29 protein-coding genes are annotated in these 24,351 nt (G+C 68.8%); 3 read left to right on the top strand and 26 right to left on the bottom strand.

The features are described from left to right. The 24 genes from D7Y04_RS44475 to D7Y04_RS17030 form a co-directional block, all read right to left on the bottom strand. On the bottom strand, window positions 1-218 hold a 218-nt coding region (locus D7Y04_RS44475), incomplete at its 3' end, for a hypothetical protein (RefSeq protein ID WP_120580926.1). Window positions 219-472: 254 nt separating this feature from the next. Beyond that, complete coding sequence (locus D7Y04_RS16920; RefSeq protein WP_120580926.1) at window positions 473-691, bottom strand: hypothetical protein; 219 nt, start codon at window positions 689-691, stop codon at window positions 473-475. A 139-nt stretch (window positions 692-830) separates the two neighbouring features. Continuing rightward, window positions 831-1,427 carry a hypothetical protein gene (locus D7Y04_RS16925; protein WP_126936331.1) on the bottom strand — a complete coding sequence of 199 codons (597 nt, stop codon included), beginning with the start codon at window positions 1,425-1,427 and terminating at the stop codon, window positions 831-833. A 94-nt stretch (window positions 1,428-1,521) separates the two neighbouring features. Continuing rightward, window positions 1,522-1,998 carry a SycD/LcrH family type III secretion system chaperone gene (locus D7Y04_RS16930; RefSeq protein ID WP_120580928.1) on the bottom strand — a complete coding sequence of 159 codons (477 nt, stop codon included), beginning with the start codon at window positions 1,996-1,998 and terminating at the stop codon, window positions 1,522-1,524. Window positions 1,999-2,001: 3 nt separating this feature from the next. Next, window positions 2,002-2,484 carry a hypothetical protein gene (locus D7Y04_RS16935; RefSeq protein ID WP_120580929.1) on the bottom strand — a complete coding sequence of 161 codons (483 nt, stop codon included), beginning with the start codon at window positions 2,482-2,484 and terminating at the stop codon, window positions 2,002-2,004. A 46-nt stretch (window positions 2,485-2,530) separates the two neighbouring features. Further along, window positions 2,531-2,812 (bottom strand): EscU/YscU/HrcU family type III secretion system export apparatus switch protein, encoded by a 282-nt coding sequence (locus tag D7Y04_RS16940; RefSeq protein ID WP_120599200.1) that lies wholly within the window; start codon window positions 2,810-2,812, stop codon window positions 2,531-2,533. 10 nt (window positions 2,813-2,822) lie between these two features. After that, complete coding sequence (gene sctU, locus D7Y04_RS16945; protein WP_120599201.1) at window positions 2,823-3,905, bottom strand: type III secretion system export apparatus subunit SctU; 1,083 nt, start codon at window positions 3,903-3,905, stop codon at window positions 2,823-2,825. 28 nt (window positions 3,906-3,933) lie between these two features. Next, the gene (locus tag D7Y04_RS16950) at window positions 3,934-4,752 is read right to left on the bottom strand and encodes a flagellar biosynthetic protein FliR (RefSeq protein WP_120599202.1); all 819 of its coding nucleotides are present in this window, start codon (window positions 4,750-4,752) and stop codon (window positions 3,934-3,936) included. Then, a complete protein-coding gene (gene sctS / locus D7Y04_RS16955; protein ID WP_120528175.1) occupies window positions 4,749-5,015 on the bottom strand; it encodes a type III secretion system export apparatus subunit SctS in 267 nt (88 codons plus the stop codon). Before sctS ends, D7Y04_RS16950 begins: the two co-directional genes overlap by 4 nt. A gap of 16 nt (window positions 5,016-5,031) precedes the next feature. Next, window positions 5,032-5,856, bottom strand: coding sequence for a type III secretion system export apparatus subunit SctR (gene sctR / locus D7Y04_RS16960; protein WP_121759986.1), 825 nt, complete (start codon window positions 5,854-5,856; stop codon window positions 5,032-5,034). Window positions 5,857-5,866: 10 nt separating this feature from the next. Beyond that, on the bottom strand, window positions 5,867-6,541 hold the full coding sequence (locus D7Y04_RS16965) for a flagellar biosynthetic protein FliO (protein WP_121759987.1): 675 nt from the start codon (window positions 6,539-6,541) through the stop codon (window positions 5,867-5,869). 102 nt (window positions 6,542-6,643) lie between these two features. Then, window positions 6,644-8,017, bottom strand: coding sequence for a type III secretion system cytoplasmic ring protein SctQ (sctQ, locus tag D7Y04_RS16970; protein ID WP_121759988.1), 1,374 nt, complete (start codon window positions 8,015-8,017; stop codon window positions 6,644-6,646). After that, a complete protein-coding gene (locus D7Y04_RS16975) occupies window positions 8,014-8,919 on the bottom strand; it encodes a flagellar hook-length control protein FliK (RefSeq protein WP_120599415.1) in 906 nt (301 codons plus the stop codon). The genes sctQ and D7Y04_RS16975 overlap by 4 nt, the downstream gene beginning before the upstream one ends. Window positions 8,920-8,955: 36 nt before the next feature. After that, window positions 8,956-9,444, bottom strand: a complete 489-nt coding sequence (locus D7Y04_RS16980; protein ID WP_120580839.1) for a flagellar assembly protein FliH — start codon at window positions 9,442-9,444, stop codon at window positions 8,956-8,958. 53 nt (window positions 9,445-9,497) lie between these two features. Beyond that, the gene (sctN, locus tag D7Y04_RS16985; RefSeq protein WP_120599414.1) at window positions 9,498-10,811 is read right to left on the bottom strand and encodes a type III secretion system ATPase SctN; all 1,314 of its coding nucleotides are present in this window, start codon (window positions 10,809-10,811) and stop codon (window positions 9,498-9,500) included. Between the two features lie 46 nt (window positions 10,812-10,857). Beyond that, window positions 10,858-11,535, bottom strand: coding sequence for a FliH/SctL family protein (locus D7Y04_RS16990; RefSeq protein ID WP_120599413.1), 678 nt, complete (start codon window positions 11,533-11,535; stop codon window positions 10,858-10,860). A 24-nt stretch (window positions 11,536-11,559) separates the two neighbouring features. Next, window positions 11,560-13,650 carry a hypothetical protein gene (locus D7Y04_RS16995; RefSeq protein ID WP_120599412.1) on the bottom strand — a complete coding sequence of 697 codons (2,091 nt, stop codon included), beginning with the start codon at window positions 13,648-13,650 and terminating at the stop codon, window positions 11,560-11,562. A 113-nt stretch (window positions 13,651-13,763) separates the two neighbouring features. Next, window positions 13,764-14,585 (bottom strand): type III secretion protein, encoded by an 822-nt coding sequence (locus tag D7Y04_RS17000; protein WP_120580835.1) that lies wholly within the window; start codon window positions 14,583-14,585, stop codon window positions 13,764-13,766. Window positions 14,586-14,694: 109 nt separating this feature from the next. Continuing rightward, entirely contained in the window at window positions 14,695-15,255 is a 561-nt protein-coding gene (locus tag D7Y04_RS17005) for an ATP-dependent helicase HrpB (RefSeq protein ID WP_233601465.1), read from the bottom strand. Beyond that, window positions 15,137-15,973, bottom strand: coding sequence for a sigma-70 family RNA polymerase sigma factor (locus D7Y04_RS17010; RefSeq protein WP_120580834.1), 837 nt, complete (start codon window positions 15,971-15,973; stop codon window positions 15,137-15,139). Before D7Y04_RS17010 ends, D7Y04_RS17005 begins: the two co-directional genes overlap by 119 nt. 9 nt (window positions 15,974-15,982) lie before the next feature. Beyond that, entirely contained in the window at window positions 15,983-16,378 is a 396-nt protein-coding gene (locus tag D7Y04_RS17015) for a hypothetical protein (RefSeq protein WP_120580833.1), read from the bottom strand. Between the two features lie 26 nt (window positions 16,379-16,404). Then, the gene (locus D7Y04_RS17020) at window positions 16,405-16,839 is read right to left on the bottom strand and encodes a lipopolysaccharide assembly protein LapB (protein WP_120530743.1); all 435 of its coding nucleotides are present in this window, start codon (window positions 16,837-16,839) and stop codon (window positions 16,405-16,407) included. A gap of 95 nt (window positions 16,840-16,934) precedes the next feature. After that, window positions 16,935-17,495 carry a hypothetical protein gene (locus tag D7Y04_RS17025; protein WP_120580832.1) on the bottom strand — a complete coding sequence of 187 codons (561 nt, stop codon included), beginning with the start codon at window positions 17,493-17,495 and terminating at the stop codon, window positions 16,935-16,937. A 141-nt stretch (window positions 17,496-17,636) separates the two neighbouring features. Next, entirely contained in the window at window positions 17,637-17,921 is a 285-nt protein-coding gene (locus tag D7Y04_RS17030; protein ID WP_121759989.1) for a hypothetical protein, read from the bottom strand. 280 nt (window positions 17,922-18,201) lie between these two features. Here D7Y04_RS17030 and D7Y04_RS17035 point away from each other — a divergent pair, with 280 nt between their 5' ends. The 3 genes from D7Y04_RS17035 to D7Y04_RS17045 all read left to right on the top strand — a co-directional run bounded on the left by D7Y04_RS17035 (window position 18,202) and on the right by D7Y04_RS17045 (window position 21,775). Further along, entirely contained in the window at window positions 18,202-18,774 is a 573-nt protein-coding gene (locus D7Y04_RS17035) for a hypothetical protein (protein WP_120597751.1), read from the top strand. Between the two features lie 129 nt (window positions 18,775-18,903). Then, window positions 18,904-20,229 (top strand): NAD(P)/FAD-dependent oxidoreductase, encoded by a 1,326-nt coding sequence (locus tag D7Y04_RS17040; RefSeq protein WP_121759990.1) that lies wholly within the window; start codon window positions 18,904-18,906, stop codon window positions 20,227-20,229. Window positions 20,230-20,314: 85 nt separating this feature from the next. Further along, window positions 20,315-21,775, top strand: coding sequence for a hypothetical protein (locus D7Y04_RS17045; protein ID WP_121759991.1), 1,461 nt, complete (start codon window positions 20,315-20,317; stop codon window positions 21,773-21,775). Here D7Y04_RS17045 and D7Y04_RS17050 read toward each other — a convergent pair. Further along, complete coding sequence (locus tag D7Y04_RS17050) at window positions 21,765-22,853, bottom strand: EAL domain-containing protein (RefSeq protein ID WP_120597748.1); 1,089 nt, start codon at window positions 22,851-22,853, stop codon at window positions 21,765-21,767. The two genes, D7Y04_RS17045 and D7Y04_RS17050, sit on opposite strands and share 11 nt — an antisense overlap. 15 nt (window positions 22,854-22,868) lie before the next feature. Then, window positions 22,869-24,320: an LVIVD repeat-containing protein gene (locus D7Y04_RS17055; protein WP_158627530.1), complete on the bottom strand. Its 1,452-nt coding sequence runs from the start codon at window positions 24,318-24,320 to the stop codon at window positions 22,869-22,871. Window positions 24,321-24,351 lie beyond the last annotated feature (31 nt).

The following is a 24,351-nucleotide window of genomic DNA, read 5'->3' on the forward strand; positions in this document are numbered from 1 at the left end:
TACTTCAGGTTGTTCACGGCGGCCATCGCCATGTCGTCCATCTTCTTCATGAGGTTCGTGATGGTGCTCATGATCTGGGACTCGAGCTGAACCTGCTTCTGCGCCTGCAGGAAGCCCTTCTGCTCGGCCGGGGCGGCGTCGATCATCTTGTCCATCGCCGTGCCAGTGGTGTTCTTCGCGGTGTTCACAGCGGTGTTGAAGACGTCGATCGTGGCCATGAGAGTGTCTCCGGGTCCTGCGAGAGATAGGTTCGTGCGGCACCAGCTACAAAAGGATTATCGCTGAAGGGGGACGGGAGTTTCCTGGGACTTTTCCGCGATCATTTTTTCCCGGGAAGCCCTGACCCGCCCGCCCTGCCTGGCCCGCGCTTCCGCCGCGCCGACGACGGGGGCCAGAAACGCCGCCGGCCCCGGACCGGTACCCTGGAAGGGCACCAGCGCGGGGCCGGAGCGAAACCAACAACCTGGAAGGATTACTTCAGGTTGTTCACGGCGGCCATCGCCATGTCGTCCATCTTCTTCATGAGGTTCGTGATGGTGCTCATGATCTGGGACTCGAGCTGAACCTGCTTCTGCGCCTGCAGGAAGCCCTTCTGCTCGGCCGGGGCGGCGTCGATCATCTTGTCCATCGCCGTGCCGGTGGTGTTCTTCGCGGTGTTCACTGCCGTGTTGAAGACGTCGATCGTGGCCATGAGAGTGTCTCCGGGTCCTGCGAGATAGGTTCGTGCGGCACCAGCTACAAAAGGATTATCGCTGAGGGGGGACCGGAGTTTCCTCGGAATTTCCCGGGATCATTTTTCCCGGCTCCCCGCCTCGGTACCACGGGCTGGATCAGCCCTTCAGCTTGCCCAGGGCCGGGTTCTTCATCCAGGCCTTGAAGGAATCCAGCTGCTGCTGGGACTCGGCGCGGGGGTCCGCCGGCTTCGCGGTGCCAGGCAGCGAGTCCTCGCGGGTCAGCGCGATCTTGGGGCGGCTGGAGTTCTCGAAACCATCCGACGTCTTGTGCCCGCCCGCGCCGCGAGCAGGAGCCGCGGGGGCCGCCGGCGCGGCGACCGGAGGCGTCACGGCGAACTTGGCGCCCAGCTCCGGGTTCATCTCCATCACGGCGCTCTGGATGGTCATGCCGTAGGTGCTGATGCGGTACTGCAGGTACTCCACCACGTGCCCGAGGATGGCCGGGGGCGGCAGGATGGGGTCCTTCATGAAGCGGTTCAGCGAATCCGTGACGTCCTTGTACATCCCCTCATCCAGCGGCGTGCCGGGGGCCGACGCGGCGACCAGCTTGCGCATGTTGCGCACCACCTGGAGGAAGGTGCCCTGGGCCGTCTTGCCCTGGACATCCAGCTCCGCCAGCAGCTTGTCGCGCTTCTCCTTCAGCTCCGGCGGCTCCGGGGGCAGCGGAAGCTGTGTCTTGGGGGGGGTGCTCATGAACCGCTCCATCGGTTGAGGTGAATGAATCCAGCCTACCAGAGATTACGGGGCTTCCAGCCAACGCGCCAGGAGGCGGGTCCCACCCCGCGGATCAGCGCCGGGTAAGGGCGGTGACCATGGCGCCAGCCTTGCGTACCACCGGATCATCCGCCGGGGGCATGGCCGCCGCGCGGCGCAGGTCCTCCAGGGCCTGGGGCTTCTGTCCCATGGCCAACTTCACCTCCGCGCGGCCCACGTAGACGGACGGGTCCTGGGGGGCCAGCTTGGCGGCCACGTCGAACGCGGCGAGCGCGCCCTGCCCGTTCCCCGCGGCCATCTCCACCACGCCGAGCGCCTTGGCGAAGTACACGTCCGTGGGGTTGATGGCGTAGAGGCCCTGGAAGAGCGTGCGCGCCTCCGCCAGCCGGCCCTGGTAGAAGAAGAAGTAGGCCGTCTTGGCGATGGCGTACAGCTCGTCGTTGGAATAGCCGCGCACCTCGCGGAGCGTGGCCTTGCCCTCCGCCCAACGCTGCAGGAGCGCGGTGAGCTTCGCCTCGTCCTGCGGATCTTCCGGGTCCAGCGCCGCCATGGGTCAGTAGCCCTCGTCCTTCTGCTCTTCCCACATGCGGCGGATGATCTCCTGCGACTCCGCGCTCACCTGATCCACCAGGCCCAGCATCGCGGACTCGCGCTGCAACAGGGCCTTGAGGCGCTCCAGGCGCTCCGGGGGCGCGTTCACCTTGGACAGGCCGCGCTCCAGCATGCGGCGCTGCCCGTCGTCCCCGCGGCCCGCGACGCTGGCCAGGTGCGGCCGGTCGCTGAAGCCCTCCAGGTCCGCGTCGTGACCGCCCGGATGGGGCGGAAGGGGCAACCGGAGCTCTTCCGACGAGTGCGCCGGACCGATGAAGTCCAGGAGCGCCGCGGAGGGCATCGACGGGTTCTTGATGTTGCCCGCCTTGCGCAGCTTCTTCGCCCGGTCCAGCTGGGACGGGTCCACCAGCCGCTCGCGGACACTGCGGGGACCTCCCCAGGGCCAAAGCGCGGTGCTGGGGGGCTGATTGTTGATTCTGGCCATGGTGGCCCGACTTCAATACAGGTGGGGGCCCCGCGTCCAGCCCCCTTCAGCGCCCGCCTGCATGCTCCCGCTGGAGCGCGTAGACGAAGTTCAGCACTTCCGCGACCGCGTCGTAGAGCTCTTCCGGGACTTCCTGCCCCACGTCCACCCGGTACAGGGCGTGCGCCAGGGACACGTTGCGCATCACCGGGATGCCGTACTGCTTGGCGATCTCCCGGATCTTCTCCGCCTTGAGGCGCATCCCCTTCGCCACCACGCGCGGGGCACCGTCCGCCTTGGTGTCGTACTTGATGGCGATGGCGATGTCCGCCTCGTCGTCGCTGGCCATGGCCTCCTCCTCAGGCGCGCGCAGGCGGCGCCGCGTTCTGCTGTTGCTTGAGCCCGTAGACGAAGTTCAGCACCTCGGCGACCGCGTCGTAGAGCTCCTCCGGGACTTCCTCGCCCACCTCCACGCGCAGGAGCGCGTGCGCCAGGGGGACGTTGCGCAGCAGGGGGATGTCCGCCTCGCGCGCCAGCGCCTTGATGCGCTCCGCCTTGGCGTCCATGCCCTTCACCAGCACCCGCGGCGCCCCGTCCTTGTTCTGGTCGTACATCAGCGCCACCGCGACGTGGTCCGGGTTGGTGACGATGACGCTCGCGTCCTTCACGGCCTCCATCTGGGCTCCCTCCATGATCTCATGGTGGAGCTCCTTGCGCTTGGCCTTGTGGTGCGGGTCGCCTTCGCTCTGCTTGTACTCCTTCTTGACCTCCTCCTTCGTCATCATCATGTCCTTCATGAACGACTTGCGCTGCCACCACACGTCGAACACGCCGAAGATGACGAAGAGCATCACGATGCGCACGCAGACCCGGTAGAGGATCTCTCCCATGATGGCCATGATGCCGTGCGTGTCCTGCCGCACTGTTTCGATGACCAGGGGCATCGAGTCCCGCACCACGCCGGTGACGACGTAGGCGGCGACGGAAATCTTGATGAGGTTCTTGAGCAGTTCCACGAAGGACTTCTTCGAGAACATGTTCTTCAACCCCGCGATGGGGTTGAGCTTGTCGAACTTCGGGATGAGCGGGTCGATGGTGAAGAGCGACCCCACCTGGAGGAAGTCCATCAGCCCGCCCAGCACCGCCGCGCCGGCCACCACCGGCACCGTCAGCAGCAGCAGCGTGCGCAGGCCCATGATGAGCAGCTGCGTCGTCGCCAGCCCCAGGTCCTGCGAATGGGCGATGGCGTCGAAGCTGAAGCGGAAGAGCGTGGCGATCTCCCTCTCCACGGTGTCCCAGGTGCCCTTGACGATGCCCAGGCCCGCGACGAGCACGGCCACGCCCGTCAGGTCCTTGCTCTTCCAGGTCTGACCCTTCTTGCGCGCGTCGTCGAGCTTCTTGTGCGACGGTTCTTCTGTTTTGTCGCCACTCTCGTCCGACATGGAGGAATCCCGGGAGGCGTGAGCCGGCTCAGGCCAGCAGCTGGATGGCGTGCTGGAACATGCGGAGCATGTTGACCAGCTCCTGCTGCATGCGGCCAATCACGACATGGATGGCGATGAACATGATCAACACGCCCACCAGCGGCTTGAGCGACATGGAGATGAAGAACACCTGGATCTGCGGCGCGACGCGGTTGATGGCGCCCAGGGACAGGTCGGTGACGAACGCGGCCACCATGCCGGGGCCGGCCAACGCCAGGCTGATCTTCAACAGGTCCGCGAAGGAGCGGATCAGCAGGTCGAAGAAGGGCCACACGCCGCGGCTGAAGCGCGGGAACCCCTCCAGCGGCACGATGGCGAGGCTGTCTCCGAGCGCCCGGATGATGATGTGGTGTCCGTCCAGCGACAGGAACAGCACCACGCACAGCTGCACCTTGAGGCTGGAGAAGAGCGACACCTGCGTGCCCAGCTGCGGCACGTAGAGCTGGGCGTTGTTGCTGCCGGACATGGTGTCCATCAGCGTGCCGGCCACGCGGGCCGCGTCGAACACCATGTTGACGATGTACGACAGCGACAGGCCGATGAAGATCTCCTTGAGCAGCAGCCCGATGTACGGGAGCGCGCTCAGGGGAATCCGGTCCATGCTGTCCGCGACGGACGGGAAGAGCACCGCGGACACCAGCAGGCCCAGGCCCAGCTTCATCTCCGAGGGAACGACCTCGCCGCCCAGGAACGGGCTGAAGATGAGGATGGGCATCACGCGGCACATGATGAGTGCCATCGTGAAGATGGTGACCGACAGGTTGACCCGAGCACCCAGCTCGGCCATCACTTCGCCGATGTTCATCTGCCGATGAGCGCCGGAAACCGGTCGAAGACGTGGAAGGTGAAGCGCAGGAGCTGACCGCCAATCCACGGGCCCGTCATGGCCAGCACGCCGAAGACGAGGACGACCTTGGGCGCGAACGAGAGCGTCTGCTCTTGAATCTGCGTGGTGGCCTGGAACAGCGAGACGAGGAAGCCCACCAGGAGGCTCATGAGCACCGGCGGCGCGGAGACCACGAGCACCAGGAACAGCGCCTCCTGGGTGATGAACGTGAGCTGATTCATGGGAGTACGGGGCTCCTTACAGGTAGCCGATGACCAGGCCCTTGGCGATGAGGTACCAGCCGTCCACGAGCACGAACAACAAGAGCTTGAAGGGCATGGAGATGGTCGTGGGCGACAGCATGTGCATGCCCAGCGCCAGGAGGATGTTGGCGACCACCATGTCGATGACGATGAAGGGCACGAACAGCAGGAAGCCAATCTGGAAGGCCTCCTTCAGCTCGGACACGACGAAGGCCGGGACGATGACCATGAAGTCTTTCGGGCCAATGTCCTTGCGGTCCTCCTCCTTCCGCATCTTCTTCGCCAGGCTGTAGAAGAGCGTGCGGTCCTTGTTGGTGACCTTCTTCATCAGGAATTCGCGCAGGGGCTCCTTGGACTTGTCCGCGGCCCCCAGCATCGTGCCCACCGTTTCAGAGGAGAAGACGGACGTCCCCCGGGACCAGACGTCGATGCCGCCCGCCCGGTACATCTCCTGGCCCACGGGAGCCATGATGTAGACGGTGAGGATGATGGCCAGGCCGGTGATGACCTGGGTGGGGGGAATCTGCTGGGTGCCCAGCGCCGAGCGGACGATGGAGAGCACCACCGAAATCTTCACGAAGCTGGTCACCATCATCAGCGCGAACGGGACCAGGGACATGGCCGCGAGCGCGAGGATGAGGATGAGCGGACGGGAGGTGAAGGAGTCGGAGCTCACCGCCTCCTTGACCATTTCATCCGGCATCGAGTCGCCGCCCTTCTTCGCCGCGGACACGACGAAGGGGTGCAGCGACACGAGGGCCGCGAAGAGCCAGGGCGGAGCGCGGAACAGCAGCGGGCGAGCGGGAGACGAACGGTTCACGTGACGGCCTTCAGACGCCCGGCGGCGGCGTGGTGCCACCGGTCCGGCGGGAGAGGAGCTTCTGGAGGAAAGGACTCAGGGACACCGGCGACGACGGCGGACGCGCGGCACGGATGCGCTCCACGGCGTCGCGGTCCAGCTTCGAAACCAGTTGCACGCCACCCTCGCCGCCACCCACCAGCAGGTACTCGTCCGCGGCCTTCAGGACGAAGAGCGTGCGCCGTTGGTCCAACGGGATGCGCTCCATCACCGACACCACCGACGCCTTGCCCACGGGTACGCCCTGCAGGCCCATCAGCCGGCGCAGGCCCACGTTGAGCGTGAGGTAGATGGCCGCGATCACCGCGCCCAGCAGCGCCACCGTGCGCACCACCACCCAGCCCAGGCTCTCCTGCGCTTCTCCGCCTTCGGCCTCGGAGATGCCCAGCTCGCGGTCCAATTCGTCCGCGTGGCGCTTCGCGCGGGCCGCGCTGTCACCCGAGGCAGACGGGGCCGCCTCTGGAGCCTGAGCTGGAGCCTGTACGGCGGCCGCGTCCGTCGCGGGCGCCAGAGCCGCAGGGGCCGGGGCCGCCACGGAGGCGTCAGGCGTGGAGGCCGCGGGCGCCTGCGCCAGGACGGCGGGCGACGCGAAGAACAGCGCGGCGCCGAGCAACAGGCGCGAGGAGGAGAGACCGAGGACCGCCATGGATGGGCGCGAGCCTAGTGCACCCGAGTCAGGACCGCCACGGGCCCGGGCACGACCACGCCCCCCTGCCCGCCTGCCTTGTGACGCATGGGCGCAAACGCTTCAGCTCAGGTGGATGATGCGCACCCCGAGCTGGCCCTCCAGCTCCACGAGCTCGCCCCGGGCCACCACCTTGCCGTTCACCGACAGGTCCACGGGCTCACCCGCCCCACGGCGCAGGTCGATGACCTGGCCTGTGCGCAGGCCCACCACCTGTTCGGCCGTGATGGGCACACGCGCCAGCTCCACCGCCACCTGCAGGGGCAGGTCGCTGAGCAGATCGCTTCCGTCCTTGTCGTCCAATGCCGCCCCTTCGAGTTCCGGAGGAACGCCCAGCTCCGGATTGGTGAAGTCCTCGTTGTCTTCCGACCCGCCCCCGGACTCCCCACCCTGCGGGTTGCCCGGCTCCCCGGGGATGATGTCCGTGATGCGCGCCCGGTAGCGGCCGTGCTCCACGGACACGTCCGCCAGGAAGTGGCCGGTGCGCCCCAGGCCCAGCCGCAGCTGCGCCGTGCCGGGCTCGCCCCGGTCCGGCCGCGCCGACAGCATGTCCAGGAGCAGCACGTCCTTGATGCGCAGGGACGCCAGGTCCTGGGCGGACAGCTCCGCCACGCCAATCTCCGCGCGCAGCCAGTCGCGCAGCGCGGACAGGCGCCGGCCGTTCGCCTTCATGTCCTGACGGCGGTGGTCGCGCCGCTGGGCGCTCTCCACCGCGGGTTCCGCCGCTTCCAGCACCGCCGACGGCACCACCAGCCGCACGATGCCGCGGTGCGAGCCCAGCACCGCGTTCAGGTGCACCGCCAGCATCGGGCCGTCCTCGCCCAGGCGGGCGGAGACTTCATCCACGCCGCGCGCCACGCCGTCCAGCCGGGGCCGGGGAACGCCCGGCTGCAGTCCAGGCACCAGCTCCTTCAGGGCCTCCAGGACGACGTAGCCCATCACGCCCTCCTCGATGTCCGTCAGGGGGCGCAGGCCCACCGTCTCACCGGCGCCGCCCAAGAGCAGGTCCACCGCCGAGTGCGCCAGCGACAGCTCGATTTCGAGGATGGCCCGGCCCTTGAGCGCGCCGGGGGCCAGCACCGCCAGGAAGGACGGGTCACCCAGGAACCGGCGCAGCTCCGTCATGGGGCGCGCCTGGGCGGACTCCACCGACAGGCGCACGTCCACGTCGAAGAGGGCCTTGAGGCGCGCGCAGACCGTCTCCAGCGTGCCCGCGTTGGGCGTCAGCCAACGCATCCGCTCCGCCAGCTGGCCCTGCGTGCGCGACACCTTCTCCAGGTTCGTGAACGCGAACTTCCGCCACGGTGACACCGGAGCCGGGGCCGGCGCGGGGGCCGGGGCTTGCGCGGACTTCGGGGGCGGGGGTCCCAGCTTCCGGGTATCGACCAACATGGTTCGCTCGAAGACTCCGGGCTCGTCGTCCGGCTCCAGGCTCATGTCTTCGCCTCGAACCTCAGATTTTCAAGCGCCAGCCCCCGGCCACCCAGGGCGCTGCGCAGGCCGTCGCTCTGCTCTTCCAGCATCTTCAAGGTGTCGCGGTCGTTGCCGCTGAAGACGGCGGAAATCTTTCCGTTCTTCGCGCTGACCTTGATGGACAGGCCGTTGAGCACGTCACCGCGCAGGTCGATCTGGAACTCCGCGTTGCCCGCGGCGTTGGTGCCCACGCGCACGCGCTCGACGATCTTCTGGGCGATTTCGTTCGCCATGGCGCGCAGCCGCTCGGAGCCCGCGGTGTCCTTGGGCTTGGCCACCGGCACTGGCGCCATCAGCGCGGGGTTGAAGCGGAAACCCGCGCCGGCCATCTGCGCGCCCTTGTCGTCCTTCTCCTTGCTGCCCCCGCCGCCCGCGCCCTTTCCACCTCCGGCGTTGACGTCGATCTTCAGCTCGCCCTTCTCCTGGCTCAGCCGGCCGGCCTGACCTTCGGCCTTGTTCATGTCGCCTTCGCGGACGTCCGTGGAGCGCTTCTCCTCCACGACCTCCGACTTGCGGGCCTCGCCGCCCTTGGACAGGCCCTGCGACTCGCTGTTGCGCTGGGACTGCTGGGCGCCCTGGGTGGACTCTCCGGGCTTGGCGAAGGCGGTCTCCTTCTGGGCCAGCTTCTCGTCGAAGGTCTTGCCCTGTCCCTGCGCCAGGCGCGCCAGCACCTGCTTGCCCAGGGGCTGCTTCAGCTCCTGCGCCTGCTTGGGCTGGGCCTGTTCGGCCTGTCCCTGCTGGACCAGCTTGGAGAAGACGGACTCGCCCTGCACGCGCTTCTGGGTCTTCGCCTCCGCGAGCTTGCGCTCCTGGATCATCCGCTCCGCCAAGCGCGCGGCATCACGATCGTCATCAACTCGGCTCATGGCGTTTCTCCAGATACAGCGGAAGGCGGCGGGAGGTTACTTGCGCTGGCGGGCCAGGAACAAGGCGCTGCCGATCTCCTCCTGGCCCAACTCCTCCCGATCCTCGCGTTCCTTCTTCACCTGCTTGACGAACTTCTCCTTGTTCTTCTCGATGGCCTTGAGCTCCTTGGCGGCCTCGGCCATCAGCATGCGGCGCTGCTCCACCAGGCGGCCCGCCGTCCGGACGACCTCCTTCTGGTGCTCGATCTGGAGGGCGACCTGGGCTTCGTCGTCCTTCAAACGCTGCTCGAAGCGGCCCATCATGTTCATGCCGTTGATGCCGGCGCCCTTGGCCATGATCTGCTGGAAGTACTCCTGGACCTTGGCCTTGCGCTCCTTGCGGCGGCGCTCCAGCTCCGCCTCCAGGCGCTTCTGTTCCTGCTCTTCCTTCGCCAGCGCCTTGACGGCGTCCGAGAAGGCCTGTTCGGCCTCCTCCTTCGCCTTCTCACGCATGTCCAGCAACACCTGCAACCGGTACGGGGGCATGGTCGGGCCATCCTACCCGGAAACGGCCCGTCCACGCGCCTCCCCCGGAGGCATCAGTCCTCGAAGAGGGCGATGAGCTGCTCCACGGTCTCCTCATACGGAGAGTTGGAGTGGGTGTCCTGCTTGAGGAAGTCGATGATGGCGTCGTACTTCTCGATGGCGTAGTCCGTCCTGGGGTCCGCGCCAGCCTGGTAGGCGCCCAGCAGGATGAGGTCGCGCTGCTTCTCGTAGGTGGAGAGCGTCTCGCGCAGCTTGCCGGCGGCCTTCTTGTGTTCCTTGCTGACGATGCCGCTCATCACACGGCTGAGGCTCTGGAGCACGTCCATGGCCGGCCACTGGTTTCGCGCGCCCAGTTCACGGTTGAGGATGAAGTGGCCGTCGAGAATACCTCGGACCTCGTCGGCGATCGGATCTTCCATGTCACCGCCGGCCACGAGGCAGGTGTAGATGGCGGTACACTTGCCCTTCGCCGAGTTGCCCGTGCGCTCGAGGATGCGCGGCAGCATGGAGAAGACGCTGGGCGGGTAGCCCTGACGCGCCGGGGGCTCGCCGATGGCGAGGCCGATGTCGCGCTGGGAGCGCGCCAGACGCGTCACCGTGTCGAGCATGAACAGCACATTGCCGCCGCGCTCACGGAAATACTCCGCGACGGCCGTGGCGACGTAGGCGGCGCGCAGACGCACGAGGGCGGGCTGGTCGGACGTGGCGCACACCAGCACGGCGCGCTTCATGCCCTCCTCGCCCATGGCGTCCTCGATGAACTCACGAACCTCGCGACCACGCTCGCCGATGAGCGCCACGACGCTGAGGTCTGCTTGCGTGTTGCGGGCAATCTGCCCCATCAGCGTGGACTTGCCGACGCCGGAGCCAGCGAAGAGGCCCACGCGCTGGCCCTCGCCCACGGTGAGGAGCCCGTCGATGCAGCGCACGCCCAGGGGCAGCGGCCGCTCGATGCGCTGACGGGTGAAGGGGTCCGGGCAGTCGCGGTCCACGGGCCAGTCGACCAGGTTCTCCCCCTCCAGGGGCATGCCGTCCATGGGCTCGCCGATGCCGTTGAGCACGCGGCCCAGGAGCCCGTCGCCACACTTGATGGTGAGCGGACGGCCGGTGGGGATGCACTCGCTGTCCGGACCGATGCCGTACAGCTCGCCCAGGGGCATGAGCATCACCTCGTCGCCCACGAAGCCCACGACCTCCGACTTCATCAGGCCGCGCTGGCGGTTCTTGACGAGCACCAACTCGCCGATGCGCACGTTGGGCACACTCGCCTTGATGACGAGCCCCGTCAGCTCCGTGACGCGGCCGCGCACCCGGACGAGGGACGCTTCCTTGATGAGGTCGTAGTAGCGCGAGAGGTCGATGGCCATGGCGGATTCCGGGAGGGGCTCGAGGGCGCGGCGGGGGCCAGCAGACTCAGGGAGGGCCGCTCTTGCGACCGGTGTCCGGCTGCAGGAGGTTCTGGAGCATCTCCAGCTGCGTGGGCAGCTGCGCGTCCACGGTGCCGAACTCCGTCTGGACGATGCAGCCCACGGGAGCGACCTCCGGGTCCTCCTTGATGGCCAGGTCCACCGTGCGACCGATGAGCTCCATCAGCTGCGGGCGCTTGGCGCGCAGCACCGTGGCCGTCTTCGGGTGCACGCGGAGCACCATGGCGCGCGCGTTGCGGAGGTTGTCGATGGCCGCGGCGCACATGTCCACCAGCAGCTCCGGCTCGCGCTCCAGGTCGCGGCCGAGGATCTTCTCCGCCATCTTCAGCGCCAGCGAGATGATGTCCTGCTCCTGGGAATTGAGCATCTCCCCGGCCTGCATCTTCGCGCGCAGGAGCAGCTCCGTGGCCTGGGCGATTCCTTCCTGACGGCCCAGGTCCCTCGCCTTGGCGAAGAGTTCCTCCTTCTCGCGCTGGGCCTCGGCGAGGATGCGCTCACGCTCGCGCTGGGCGTCCTCGATGATGCCCTGGGCGCCCTGGCGCGCCTCGAAGACCTCGGCGTTCATCACGCCCGCGCGCGGCGGACGCAGCGCCGGCCGCTCGGACGTGGCGACGACCACCGACTCCGCCAACCCGTCCCCCTTGATTACCTTGCCGATCGCCATGGGCCGCTCCTTGGGGAACGGATGCTAGCGCGTTCCGCCGCGCGGTCCACGCCCTCCCGGACCACCCGCGTCATCCGGGCCCGGCCGGTCGGTGGGAGGGGGGCGCCGGCGGCCCACCTGCGTTCCCTCCGAGGACCGGGGCGAGGATGCCTGGCTGGAGAGCACGCGCGGGGGACGCTCCGGCTCGCCCCCTGGTTCGGGACGCGCCGCGGGACGACTGCCCGTGCGCGAGCGCAGCACGCGGGCCCCGTCAGCGGCTTCCCCGGAGGGTTCCGGGCGACGGGGGGCGCGCTCCTCCGCGTCGGCGGGAGGCCGCGCGGGGCGCTCGGCCCGGACGGAGCGGCCTTCCGGCGCATCCGGCTCCGGCGGGCGTGACGCACCGCGTGCACCCAGCCGCGAGGGCGGAGGTCCAATGCGGGCGCCGTCTGGCTCCGGCCGGACGGGACGCGCGGGCCGGGAGCCCTCTGGATCACGGCGACCGGGAATGGCCCCGGTGGACGCGCGGGGCGCGGGCCCCACCGACGAGCCCCGGTCCACCGGCATGCGGCGCATCTGGGAGCCGTTCGCATCCCCTTCCGGGGCCGCCATGGACGCGCGGGGCGGGGGCCCACGCTCGCGCTCCACCGGCATCCGGCGGATCTGCGAACCACCCGCCTCACCTTCCTGTGCCCCCATGGAGGCACGGGGCGCGGGCCCACGCTCGCGCTCCACTGGCATCCGGCGCATCTTCGAACCGTTCGCGTCCCCTTCTGGCGAAGCCATGGACGCGCGGGGCGCGGGCCCCACCGACGAGCCCCGCTCCTCCCCTGGAGCCGGACGCGGACGTCCGGCGGGGGGAGCCGCGCCCGGGCCCGCGTCACGGCTGGACGCCGCACCCGCGCGACGGGCCGCGCGCTCGGCCATGAAGTCGCGCTTGGCGCCCGCATCCGCGGACTCTTCGGCAGGGGGGGCTCCCCGCAGGGCCTTGGGGGCTCGGAGCGCGGGCGGGCGTGACGGATCCGGGGCTGTGGTGCGCAGGCCTTCGCGCGGCGCGGGTGCCGCCGCCGGACGGGCTCCCGGAGCCGCAGGACGTGCTCCCGGAGCTTCGGGACGGGCTCCCGGGGCCGCGGGCGCGGGCTTCCGGGCCCCCGGCGGTGGAGGGAGCACGGCGGCGGGGCGCGGCGGCGTGATCAGCCGCACGGGCCGCTCGATGAGGCCGCGCACGGCCAGCCGCTCCAGGTCCATGACGATGTCGGTGCGTCCACCATCGCCCCGGGCAGTCGGCCGCGAGCGCTCTTCGCGCACCCACTTCGCCACCAGGTGGCCGAACTCGCCGCGGTGCTTCTCCAGCATGCGCGCGGCGAACTCCGGGGACTGCGCCACGCACGCGCGCGCCAGCCGCTGCACGCCCGCGCTGCGAATGGCGCCGGCCAGCCGGTTGAAGCCCTCGTGCAGGTTGATCTGCGCGCGCGCGTCCTCTTCCGGGAGCTTGCGCGGCGCATTGGCCGCCACGGACTTGCTCATGAGCTGGAACAGGTCTGGAGGCAGCGACTCCATGAGGCCGTTCAGCTCTTCCTCGGGCAGGCCCGCCAGCGCCGGCCCAAGCACGCGCGCGCCCAGGCGGTCACTCACCGTGAGCAACTCACGCGTCTGGAGGTTGAGCACGTCCGCGAACTTGAAGCCCGCGGACTGGCCCGCGGCCTCGCGCGACAGCGCCTCCTCCAGCTTCCAGCGGATGATGTCCAGGACCTGCGGCCGCACCTCGCGGGTGAGCTTCACGCGAGAGGGAGGCAGATGGCCGCGCACGGCATCCGCCATGTTGCCGGGCAGCGCTCGCAGGGCGACTTCCACCAGGGCGCCGCGCTCGCGCTGGAGCAGCGCCGCCAGCCGCTCCGGATCCCCGGTCCACAGCTGGCCGCGCCGGTCCTTCATCAGGCGCTTGAGCTCCTGAACCACCGCGGGCAGGCGCTTCTCGCGCGGAATCTGGAGGATCTCCTGCGCGCGGTGGCGCAAGAGCGCGCCCTCCTCGTCCGGCAGGTGCTCCAGCGCCGCCATGCTCTCCTGGCCCCCGAAGGTGACCGCGGTGAGCAACATCATCGTCTGGCGTTTGCTGAGCGAGGTGAAGAAGGAATCCAACGGTCACCTCGCGGGCCCCCAGGTGGCCCGCTGAAGATGGAGTTCGTGTCCCCGGCCTGGAGGACACGTCCCGCGGTCCACCCCAGGAGGGCCGCGGGAAGCGACGTGCAGGTCTAGCCCTCGCGACCGCCGCGCGCACGCGCGGGACGCGCCGCCGCCGCGGGGGCAGCGCCACCCGAGCCACCGCGCATGAAGGTCCAACCGGTGAGGCCCATCATCGCCAGGATGAGCGCGAACGCACCGCCGAGGATCATCTTGAAGGTGCTCGCGCTGGCGGCCGTCATGCGCACGCCGAGCACGTCCTGCAGGCGGTTGGTCTCCGTGGTCTCCGCCGAGGGGGCCAGGGCCTCCGTCATCAGCACGGTGACGGCCTCCGGCTTGAGCTCCGCGACGGAGCTGGCGACGAACTGCTTCACCGCGTCCATCGTGACGGGGGGCTTGCCGCCCTCCACCGTGCGGTACTTGATGAACACGGAGGCCGACGGCATCGGCTTGTTCTCCGGCTGCGACAGGTCGTTGTTCTCCGGCACCATCACGATGGCGCGCGCTTCCAGGACGCCGTCGATCTGGTTGAGCGCGTTGGAGACCTCACCCGCCATGGCCTTGAGGAGCATGGCGCGCTCCTCCGTGGCGGTGGGCACCATGCTGCCCTTGGCGAAGTGGGACAGGCCCTTCTCCACCGGACGCGGCAGCGAGTTGCGCTTCAACAGCTCCGCGGCCTGCGCGGCGTCGCCCTTGGGGACGACGATGGTGAAGCGCACTTCGTTACCGCCCTCCGCCTTCTCTTTCTTGGAGTTGATGCCGTTCTTGCTGAGCAGGACGTAGATTTCATTCGCGTCCGCCTCCGTCAGCTCGTGCTGCAGCTCGATGGAGCAGCCGGTGAGGAACAGCAGGGCGAGGAGCGGGGCGGCGAAGACGGGCGTTCGGCGAGTCATGGGCGCGCGTAGCTTAACAGGGCCCTTGCAAAACGCGGAAGGGCGCCCCCTCCCGACTTTGGGAGGGACCGCCCTTCGCATGCCGCCATGGCCCGGCGGGGTGGGGACTTCAGACCTGCGTCTTGACGACGTCCTTCAGGCCGCTGGTGGCCTTCTCGACGACCTTCGACGTGAGATCCAGCTCCTGCGAGTACTTGTACATGGACGCCTGGAGACCGAGCAGCTCGGCGTTGGACATGTTCTTGCCGGAGGAGGCCTCCTTGATCAGCTTGTCCATGCTGACCTGGCCCTTCTCCAGACCGGAGACGAGATCGGACACCATTCCGCCCGACTTGGTCGTCTTGGAGGCTTCGGCCTTCGCGTCCACGGGCTCGGCGCCCTTGGCCGTGGCGGGCTGCTGGGCAGCGCCGCTCACCTTGTTCAGGTTGGCCTTCTCCGCCTTGTTGACGGTCTCCACCTGGCGGACGTTGTCCACCTTCTGGGTGGCCTGCGCGGCCTGGGCCTTGTTGACGTTCTGGGCGGCGTCCACCTGGCCGGCACCCTGCGCCTTGTCAGCGAGAACTCCGTCGAACTTCGACGCGCCCGTCTTCTGAGTCTGCTGCGCGCCCTGGTCCTGCAGCTTTTGCTGCGCTACCTGTCCCGCGGAGATGCCGCTCATCGGAGCCGCCATGTGACACCCTCCTTGCATCCGTCGAGGGGGGAGGGAGTTCCTCCTCCTCGTTCAAGAGTTCCTTGAGCCGATCAATGGCCCGCGCATGAAGCCGCGACGCCCAGCTCTTCGACTGCCCGATTTCCGCTCCTGCCTCTTCCAGCGTGCGTCCCTGGAAGTAATAGCCCTGCAGGAGCTTGCGCTCTTTCTCCGGAAGCTTCTCGATGGCCGAGCGCACCCGGTTCTTCAACTGCTCCATCTCCAGGCGCTGATCCGCCGGGAGGGATTCATCCACGTAGCCCGCCGCCTCCGCCCCTTCCGCCCCCGCCGCGAAAACCGCCGCGAGGCCCGCCACGGCATCCGAGATGTCTCCAATATCATCGTCGAATGACGACCCGCGGTTGCTTGATCCCTGCTCGCGGTCCGCCAGATTTCCCAGATACGCCGTCGCGCGCTCGCCCTGATAGGCGGTGCGGGCGTCCGCGCCCCGCAAGACCCCCATCTTCCTCAGACCGTCGAAGATGGCGCCCTTGATGCGGTAGTGGGCAAAGGTGAGGAAGTTGGCGCCAACCTTGGGGTCGAAGCGCTCAGCGGCTTCCAGCAGACCGATTTGCCCATAGGCCAGCAGTTCATCCAGCTCCAGCTGGGCATTGAACTGCTTGCGCACGGTGGCCGCGAGCGACCGCACGTACGGGCCGTACTTCTCCAGGATGACCTTCCTGTCTTCACCCAGAGGCAAGCGGCGCGCTCACTCGGCCTTGGACCACAGCCGCTCGAGAACCTGGTTCAGCCGGGGATCATCCTGCAGGGCCCCGGCGATGCGGCCCGTGAGGGCAGCGGACTTCATGTTCAACTTCTCCTGCAGCACTTCAGAGACGAGCGCCTTCGTCGCCTCTTCCTTGCTCTTGAAGCCCCCGTTCTTCAGCCGCTTGGCGATGGCGAGGGCCTGCGCCGCGATCGGATCCGTTGCCTGGGGGCCCTGGATGTTGCTGGAGCCTACCAGACCCGAAGGCCCGACGAGCGATTCCGTGCGGTCCACCTTGCCGCCAAAGGACGCGCCGGCGGCACCCGACGGACCGGACGCCCCCTTCGCGCCGCCCGCGCGGCCCTTCCCACCCCCACGTCCAACTCCACCGACAGCCATCGACGTACCTCCTTCGCCTTCCGCGACTACTTCTTCGGCGGAGGCAGGGCCCCCGCTTCCTTCGCCTGGATGAGCGCCTGGGCCAGCTTCGCGCCGTCGCTTTCGGGCTCCAGGTCGATGGCGGCCTTCAGTTCCTTGAGGGCCTCCGGCACCTTGCCCATGAACAACAGCGCTTCACCCGCGTGTGCCCGGGGAAGTGACGACAGGGGCGCGAGCCGCTGGGCGACCCGGTAGGCCGCCAGGGCCTTGTCGTGCTTGCCCTGCGCGAACTCCACGGCGCCCAGACCAATCTGGGGCACCTCGCTCTTGGGCATCAGCGCGGCGGCACCGACGAAGACCTCCTTGGCCTTGTCGAAGTGCCCCATGTCCAGCCACAGGTAGCCAGACTCCAGCAGGACCATGGCCGGCTGGCGCGCCAGGGGCACGAGGCTGTTGGCAATCTCCGAAGGGGTCTCCGCCATGGACGTCGCGCTGCCTTTCCTGTCGCCGGAAGCACGGAAGGCGGCCGTCGAGGGCCGCCTTCCTTGCACCGGTCAGATTCCGCTGTCCGTGAAGACTAGCGGATGTTGCCGATGGAGTTCTTGGTCGTATCGTGCCGCGACTTCATCACGTTGGAAACAGCCGTGAAGAGCTGCGACTCGTGCTGCATCGCGGACTGCATGTTCAGCAGCTTGACGTTGTCGTCCATCATGGACTTGAGCGAGCCGTTGGTGTTGAGCTGGTCGCCCACGCTGCCGCCCGAGCTGGTGCCAACGCTGGTGCCCAGCGAGGTGGAGCCGCCCGTGGAGGGCAGGCCCGAGCCGCCGACGCCCGGCAGGTTGGTGGAGGGCACCGCGCCGGAGCCGGTGTTCATCACGCCCACGTACGGGCCGCCCTGCATGCCGGAGCCGGAGGCGCCGGAGAAGGTCTGCGCGGAGGAGACGGCCGCGGAGACGATGCCCGCGCCGGGAACGAAGCCCGCCACCGCGCCCACGCCCGCGCCCACGGCGCCGACGGTGCTGTTCAGACCGTTCTGAACGCGCGCACCGAAGCTCGTGTTCGGCGTCTGCCGAGCCGTGGTCATCTGGGTGTTCATGCGCAGGTTCGGACCCATCATGCCGCTGTCGATCTTGCTCATTTCAGCCTCCGCGCTGGTGCCAGCGTTGATTCAAAAGGGGAGCCGGGGATCATCCCGTGGCTCTTTCAAAGGATTATCGGGAGAGTCAGCCGCCGGTTGCCTGCTGGTGACAAGAAATCGTCCAGGCTCCCGAAAAGCCCGTTATTTCCGGCCCTTGGACTGCTTCGACTCGTCGACGAGCTTCTCGCGAACGTCCACGAGCATGCCGAGCAGCTCCTCGGACCGCGCGATCGCAGCCTGGGCCTTCTTCCCGATCTCCGCGCGCGGGCCCTTGAGGTCGGCGAGCCCCTGCTTGACGGGCGCGAAGAGCGCCTGGACGTCGCTGGCGGAGGCCTTCTCGATGAAGGTCTCGACGGCAGGGTAGGACGGGACAGGCAATTCCTGGGGCTGGGGCTGCGGCGCGGAGGGCCTGGCGGGCGGGGGCATCGAGGTCACGGTCTCCTGGCGGGGGCAGCCGTGCGGCCAGCCTCCGCTCTTTCCCCAGCACGCTAGGTGAATCCGGAATCGGCTTCAAGCACCCCACCCGGCGGCTGGAGCGCCGGTTGTCGGTTCCGGGCCACGCCCCACGGGCCGGAGAGCGAACGGGCACGCACGCGGTCTTCCCCCTCCGACCTGTCCCCCGCGCCCACCACCCCTAGCTTTTTCCCAGCGGGGGGTCCCAAGGGTGCCGCCCCGTCCCACTCACACATCATCCGGGAGAGATTCCATGAAGAAGCTCATTGGGGTTTTCGCGTCCGTGGCGCTGCTGGGTTCGGGTGTGGCCTTTGCCCAGGACAGCACGACGCAGCAGGGTTCGCAGCAGCCGTCGACGTCGTCCGGCAGCATGCAGGGCTCCTCCGAGAGCACAGGAGCCATGGGCGGCTCGGGCTCGTCGAGCATGACGGGCTCGAACGAACTGACGGGCAAGGTCGTCAAGAGCGAGAGCAAGAAGGTCTACGTCAGCAGCACCAGCGGCGCGGTGGTGCCCCTGGACATCGACAGCAAGACGCAGTTCACCGACCCGAGCATGAAGAACGCCAAGAGCCTGAAGGAGGGCCAGGAGATCCGCGCCAGCTTCCAGGTGAAGGACGAGAAGAACATGGCGACCAGCATCTCGCCGAGCTCGGGCACGGGCGGCTCGGGCTCCGACCCGATGGCGCCGGACTCGTCCATCAACGAGGGCACGGGTGGCTCGGGCATGGATGACAAGAACCAGGACATGGGCACCGGCAACGACTCCACGATGAACCCGGACACGGGCTCCAACACGGATTCCAGCAGCTCGCCGAAGACCTACTAGCGGCGCCACTCCCCTCCCCTGTTCCTCTCTCGCCTGGGAGGGGAACCCCGGCTCGCGGCCCCCGTTCGTCGGTGGGCCGCGGGCGTCTTTCCATGATGGGCGCTTCCGCGCGTTGGAAGCAGGAGCGGCATGGATCACAAGGCGGATGTCGTCATCCTGGGGGCCGGTGCCGCGGGGCTCGCCGCGGCTGAACGATTGATGAGCCAGGGCCTGCGGGTCATCCTGCTGGAGGCCCGAGACCGCGTGGGCGGCCGCGTGGCGACGCTCCGGGACACGGTGGCGGACGTGCCCCTGGAGCTGGGCGCGGAGTTCGTCCATGGCAAGCCCGCTGGATTGCTGAGGCGCATCCACCGGGCGGGGCTGACGGTGAGCCCATGCAACGACACGCATGCGCTCCTGTGGCGCGGGAAGCTGGGTGACGGGGACGACGCCTTCGCGTTCCAGGAGCCCCTGATGTCCGCGCAGGGACCGGACCGTCCCATGGCAGCGTGGGTGGCGGAGCAGGCCCGCATCCACCGGTGGCCGCCCGTCGTGTGCGCGATGGCGCGCTCGTACGTCCGGGGCTTCTACGCGGCGGATCCGGGCATCGCGAGCACGCTCGCCATCTCGCGGATGGAGCGGACCGCTGACGCGTCCGGGGGCACGACGCCTTCACGCGTGCTGGAGGGGTATGACCGCGTGCCGCACGCGATGGCCGCGAAGCTGTTCGCGAAGCCGGACACGCTGTTCCTCAACGCCGTGGCCGAGGAGGTGCGCTGGAGACCGGGCTCGGTCCTCGTGCGGGCCCGGACCCGTCAGGGCACTCCGCTCGGGACGTTCCGAGGGGAGCATGCGGTGGTGACGCTTCCCGTGGGTGTGTTGCAGGCAAAGCCACCTGCTCCGGGTGCCGTGCGCTTCGTGCCTCGCTTGCGTGAGCAGGAGCGCGCCTGGAACCGGTTGGCGATGGGTTCCCTGGTGAAGGTCCTGCTGCGCTTCCGCACCGCGTTCTGGCGGGAGCAGGAGGCCACCGCGCGCTTTGGATTCTTCCACGCGCCCGCCTCCGCGTTCTCCACGTGGTGGACGCTGTCGCCCCACCGACGCACGCGGCACCTGGTGGGCTGGAGTGGAGGCCCTACCGCCGCCTCGCTGTCCCGCTCGAGCGAGAAGGTGGTGCTGGGACGCGCGCTCCAGGGGCTGTCCCAGCTCTTCCACCTCTCCGTGCGGGAGCTGCACGCGCGGCTGGAGGCGTGGCGCGTGCAGGACTGGCAGGCCGAGCCGTACACGCGCGGGGGCTACGCGGTCATTCCCTCGGGCGCGATGGACGCCGTCGAGACGCTCGCGAGGCCCGTGGGACGGACGCTCTTCTTCGCTGGCGAGGCCACGCACGTGGGCGGAGATGAAGGCACCGTGCATGGCGCGCTCGAGACGGGACGGCGTGCGGCGGACGAGCTGTTGGCCCGGCGCTCGAAGGCTTGAGCCCTTTCCGCCCTCCTGGAGGAGGACCGAGCGGAGGGGCGCTGGCGGAGATGTGGAAGCGTTCGCGCGTGGACATCTTCGGGGCATGCGCTTCTGGATCGCCATCGTCGCGGGATTGAGCATGGGTCAGGCGTACGACCCGGAGCCATTGCCTCCGGAAGATCCGTCCGTGAGGGACCCCGCCGCCGCGGCATTGCAGGATGCATATCGGCAGGCCAATGAGGATCGGAACGGTGCGCGGCCTCCACAGGGCTACGTCATCCAGGCGCCGTCGGATCCGACCGAGGGCAGCTATTACTCACTGACGCCCCTGATGTCCGATGGCGACCCGCCGGTGACTTCGGGTGATGTCGCGGTCCAGCAGTCCCAAAAGTACGTGCCGCCGCCCGTCCCTACGGTCTTCGAGCAGGAGCCCACCTCGAATGAACCGACGGAGACGGAGGCCGCGCAGCCCCAGACGGGTACGGGAGGCGCTGGAACCGCGGGGAGCCCGACGGAACAGCCCGCCACGGGTTCGGGGGCGGCGGGCACGACTTCGACCACGGGTGGAACGAACGCGGGGCAGCCCGCCCCGGGCACGGGTGCCGCAGGGACTGCGCCTGCATCTGGTCCCACTGAGGCGAATGCCCCTGGCTTCGGCGGGAGCTACGACACGGGCGCGACCTCCCCGGCCGCTCCGAGCAACGTCGCTCCGGGAGGCACGGGCGGGGCACCGCTGGATACGTCCAGCGTGACGGTGCAGGAGCCGACCACCGCGACGGGTGGCGCGGGTGCGGCTGGCACTCCGGAAACCGGATCCGCCACGCAGCCCGCGACAGGCGGCGCGGGTACGGCGGGAACTGGCACCGCCGCTCCGTCTGGCACGACGGCGCCGGCCCAGACGCCTTCGGATCAGACGCAGCAGGCTCCCCAGGGAGCTCAGGGGCAGGCCCAGACGCCGGTTCAAACAACGCAAGCTCCCCAGGGAGTTCAGGGACAAGCCCAGACAACGGATCAGACGGCGCAGGCGACCCAGGGCGCACAGGGACAGGCCCAGACGCCGCAGGGCGCCGCCGCGGCCAATGAGGAGGTGACGCGTCTGCGCCAGCGCGTCGCGGACCTGGAGCAGGAGATGGAAGCCCGCGACACGCGCGCCACCGAGCGCACCCAGTCCGTGCAAACCCAGGTGGACACGCATGAGCAGCGCGCCTACGAGGCCGAGCGCGCCCGGCAGCAACGGCTGGCGCGGATCCAATCCGGCGGCCAGTGGATGCTCGCGGCGGATCAGGCGCTGGAGCAGGGCGAGATGAACGTGGACAACGCCCTGGACATCGCCGACGAGGATTTCTCCGTCGTGCGTCAGAGCGCCGCGGCCTTCGGGCAGGGCAACGTCGTGGTCCAGGCTGAACGCATCCGCGCGCAGATCGCCTACGCCCGGGATGCCGCCAACCGCCGGGACAGCTACGCCGCGCGCATCGCCCTGCAGAGCGCGGGCGATGACCTGCGGCTGGCGCGCGCCGCGAGCCTGGAGCGCTCGGGCACGTCCAACTCGCTGCTCAATCCGTGATGCGCGGGGTGGTGCTCGCCGGTGCGCCCGCGGGCTTCGCGATGAGATAGCCCTGCACGAAGTCCACCCCGTGCCGGCGCACCCAGGACAGCTCCTCGGGCGTCTCGATGCCCTCGGCCACCGTCTGGATGCCGAGCTGCCGGGCGATCTCCAGCAGCTTCTGCACGATGGACGCCTTGTAGGGGTCCGCGTGGACGCCCCGCACCAACTCCATGTCCAGCTTCATGAACTCCGGCCGGAGCTGATGGATGAGGTTCAGCGACGAGTAGCCCGCCCCCAGGTCGTCCAGCGCCACCTTGAAGCCCGCCTCCCGATAGAAATCCACGATGGCGCGCAGGTGCGCCGCGTTCGCGGCCCGGTCGGATTCGATGATCTCGAAGACGACGTGCGACTCCGGGATGCCCGACTCGCGGATGGCCTCCACCGTGGAGCGCAGGCAGTGGGCCGGATCGTAGATGGCCGTGGGCGTGAAGTTGATGAACAGGTGCGTGCTCAGCTGGTGCCGCACCGCCTCGCGGATGGCCGTGGTCCGTGCGGCCAGGTCCAGCTGGAACAACAGGTCCGCTTCGCGCGCCGTGTCGAACAGCCGGTTCGGGGGCACCAGCGCCCCGTCACGGTCACGGCCTCGCAACAGCGCCTCGTGCGCGAAGACGCGCGAGGTGTCCTGCGCGTGGACGATGGGCTGGAAGAACGTGGTGAGCCGCGACTCCGCCAGCATGTCCACCAGCCACCCGGACTGATGCAGCGTGGTGAGCCGCTGCAGTGAGTCCACGCGCGGGAAGTCCGCCATGCCGGGCTCGCCGTCGCCCTCGACGAAGAGGGCGCGCGTGCCCCGCACCTCCTCCGCCGTCAGCACGTTGGGGAGACTCGCGGAGAGCTTCCGCAGGCCGCCCTGCCCCATCCCCACCACGACACACTGGACGTCGGTGCGCAGCTGGAAGGTGTCCCCCGAATCACGCAGGTGCGCCACCAGCTTGCCCAGGCTGTGGCCCAGCGGCGGCCACAGGAAGAGACGCCCCGGTACGTCCGGCGTCTCGGGCAGGGTCTGGCAGCGGCCACATCCGTTCAACGGGGTCATGACACAGCCTTGGCGTCACGGGGTGTGGCGGAAGATGAGCAGCCCGCGCGTCGTGTCCCACCCATACACCAGCCCGTCCGCGACATGAACGCCCTGCAGGCCGTCGAAGTAGCTCTTGCCACGGCCCGCGTCGGTCTCGTTCCAGGTGTTGAAGTACCCGGCGGCCTTCGGCGTCCCCAGCGTGGACACGTCGTACACCCGCAGGCCGTCCTGGTAGTTGGCCACGTAGAGCATGGTGCCCGACAGGGTCATGCCGCCCAGCGTCGCCTCGAGCCGCAGCGGCAATTCGCCGCGCTGCACGATGGCCTCCGGGTTCGTGGCGTCCAGCGCCAGGATGGCGGAGCCCCACGCGTCCGAGCCCTGGTAGACGACCGTGGTGTCCCCCAGCTTGCCCACCGCCAGGGCGCTGGTGGAGGGCCCGCCGAAGCGGCCCAGGATCTTGGGCAACTTCGCCGTCGTCGCCAGGGGCGCGAGGTCCGTCACCGTGATGCCGTAGCTCCAGTTGCTCACGTACAGGCGGTTGTCCTGCACCGCCAGCGCGTAGGGGTACTCGCTCAGGTCGGGCGAGGAGCCCTCCACCGTGTAGCGCACCACGAGGGTCGGCGCGGCCGGCTGGGTCACGTCCAGGATGATGATGTCCGACTTGGGCAGGGGCGATGCCACGTAGAGCAGGTTGCCGTCCTTCGCCAGGCCATCCACGCGCACCGTCAGGTCCCCCAGCACCGTCTTGTCGCAGGTGGGGACCTCCGGGTTGGCGAGGCTGCAGATGCGGATGCCCTTCGCGTAGGTGCCCAGGTAGAGCGTCGTGCCGTTGACGAGCGCGTTGGTGAACGTCTCCGAGGGGATCTTCTGCTCGGACACCAGCGTCGGGTTCGCGGGGTCCTTCACGTTGTAGACGAACAGGCCCTCGCTTCCCGCGATGACGTAGGCGTAGCCGTCCGCGACCGCCACGCCGTTGGCGGCGCCGCGGGGCAGCACGCCCTGACCCAACAGCGCCACGCGGTCGGACTCGGCTTCGCCCTCGCGACGCATGACGCGCCTGGCGGTGAAGGTGCCCTGGCTCACCGTCGCGCCGTTGCCGCACACGCGCACCACCCCCAGCACCTCGCCCGGCCCGGAGGCCTTGCAGCCGGCGAACGCGTAGCGCACCGTCGAGCCGGTCGTGCTGCCCGCCACGTCGCTGGCCAGGAAGAAGGTGTCCGAGGTGACTTGCTTCGTCGTCATCGCCAGGCCGACGAGGAGCGGCTCCCCAGGCGAGAAACGGATGGACGAAGGGCCCGAGTAGCCGTCATTCAGGTCGACGTTGACGTTCCACACGCCTTCCGCCTGAACGGCACCCAACGTCGACCTGTCACAACCGGTCAGGTCGATGGCTTCAAGCTGACACTCGGCCTTGTTGTCGGAACTGTCCTTGCCACAACCGAAGGCAAGGAGCGCGGTAGCGGCGACGAGAGAGAGACGATTCATTCCCTCCTCCATACCGGTCCATCCCGACCTC

Source organism: Corallococcus sp. AB038B (assembly GCF_003668955.1).
Lineage (GTDB): Bacteria > Myxococcota > Myxococcia > Myxococcales > Myxococcaceae > Corallococcus > Corallococcus exiguus.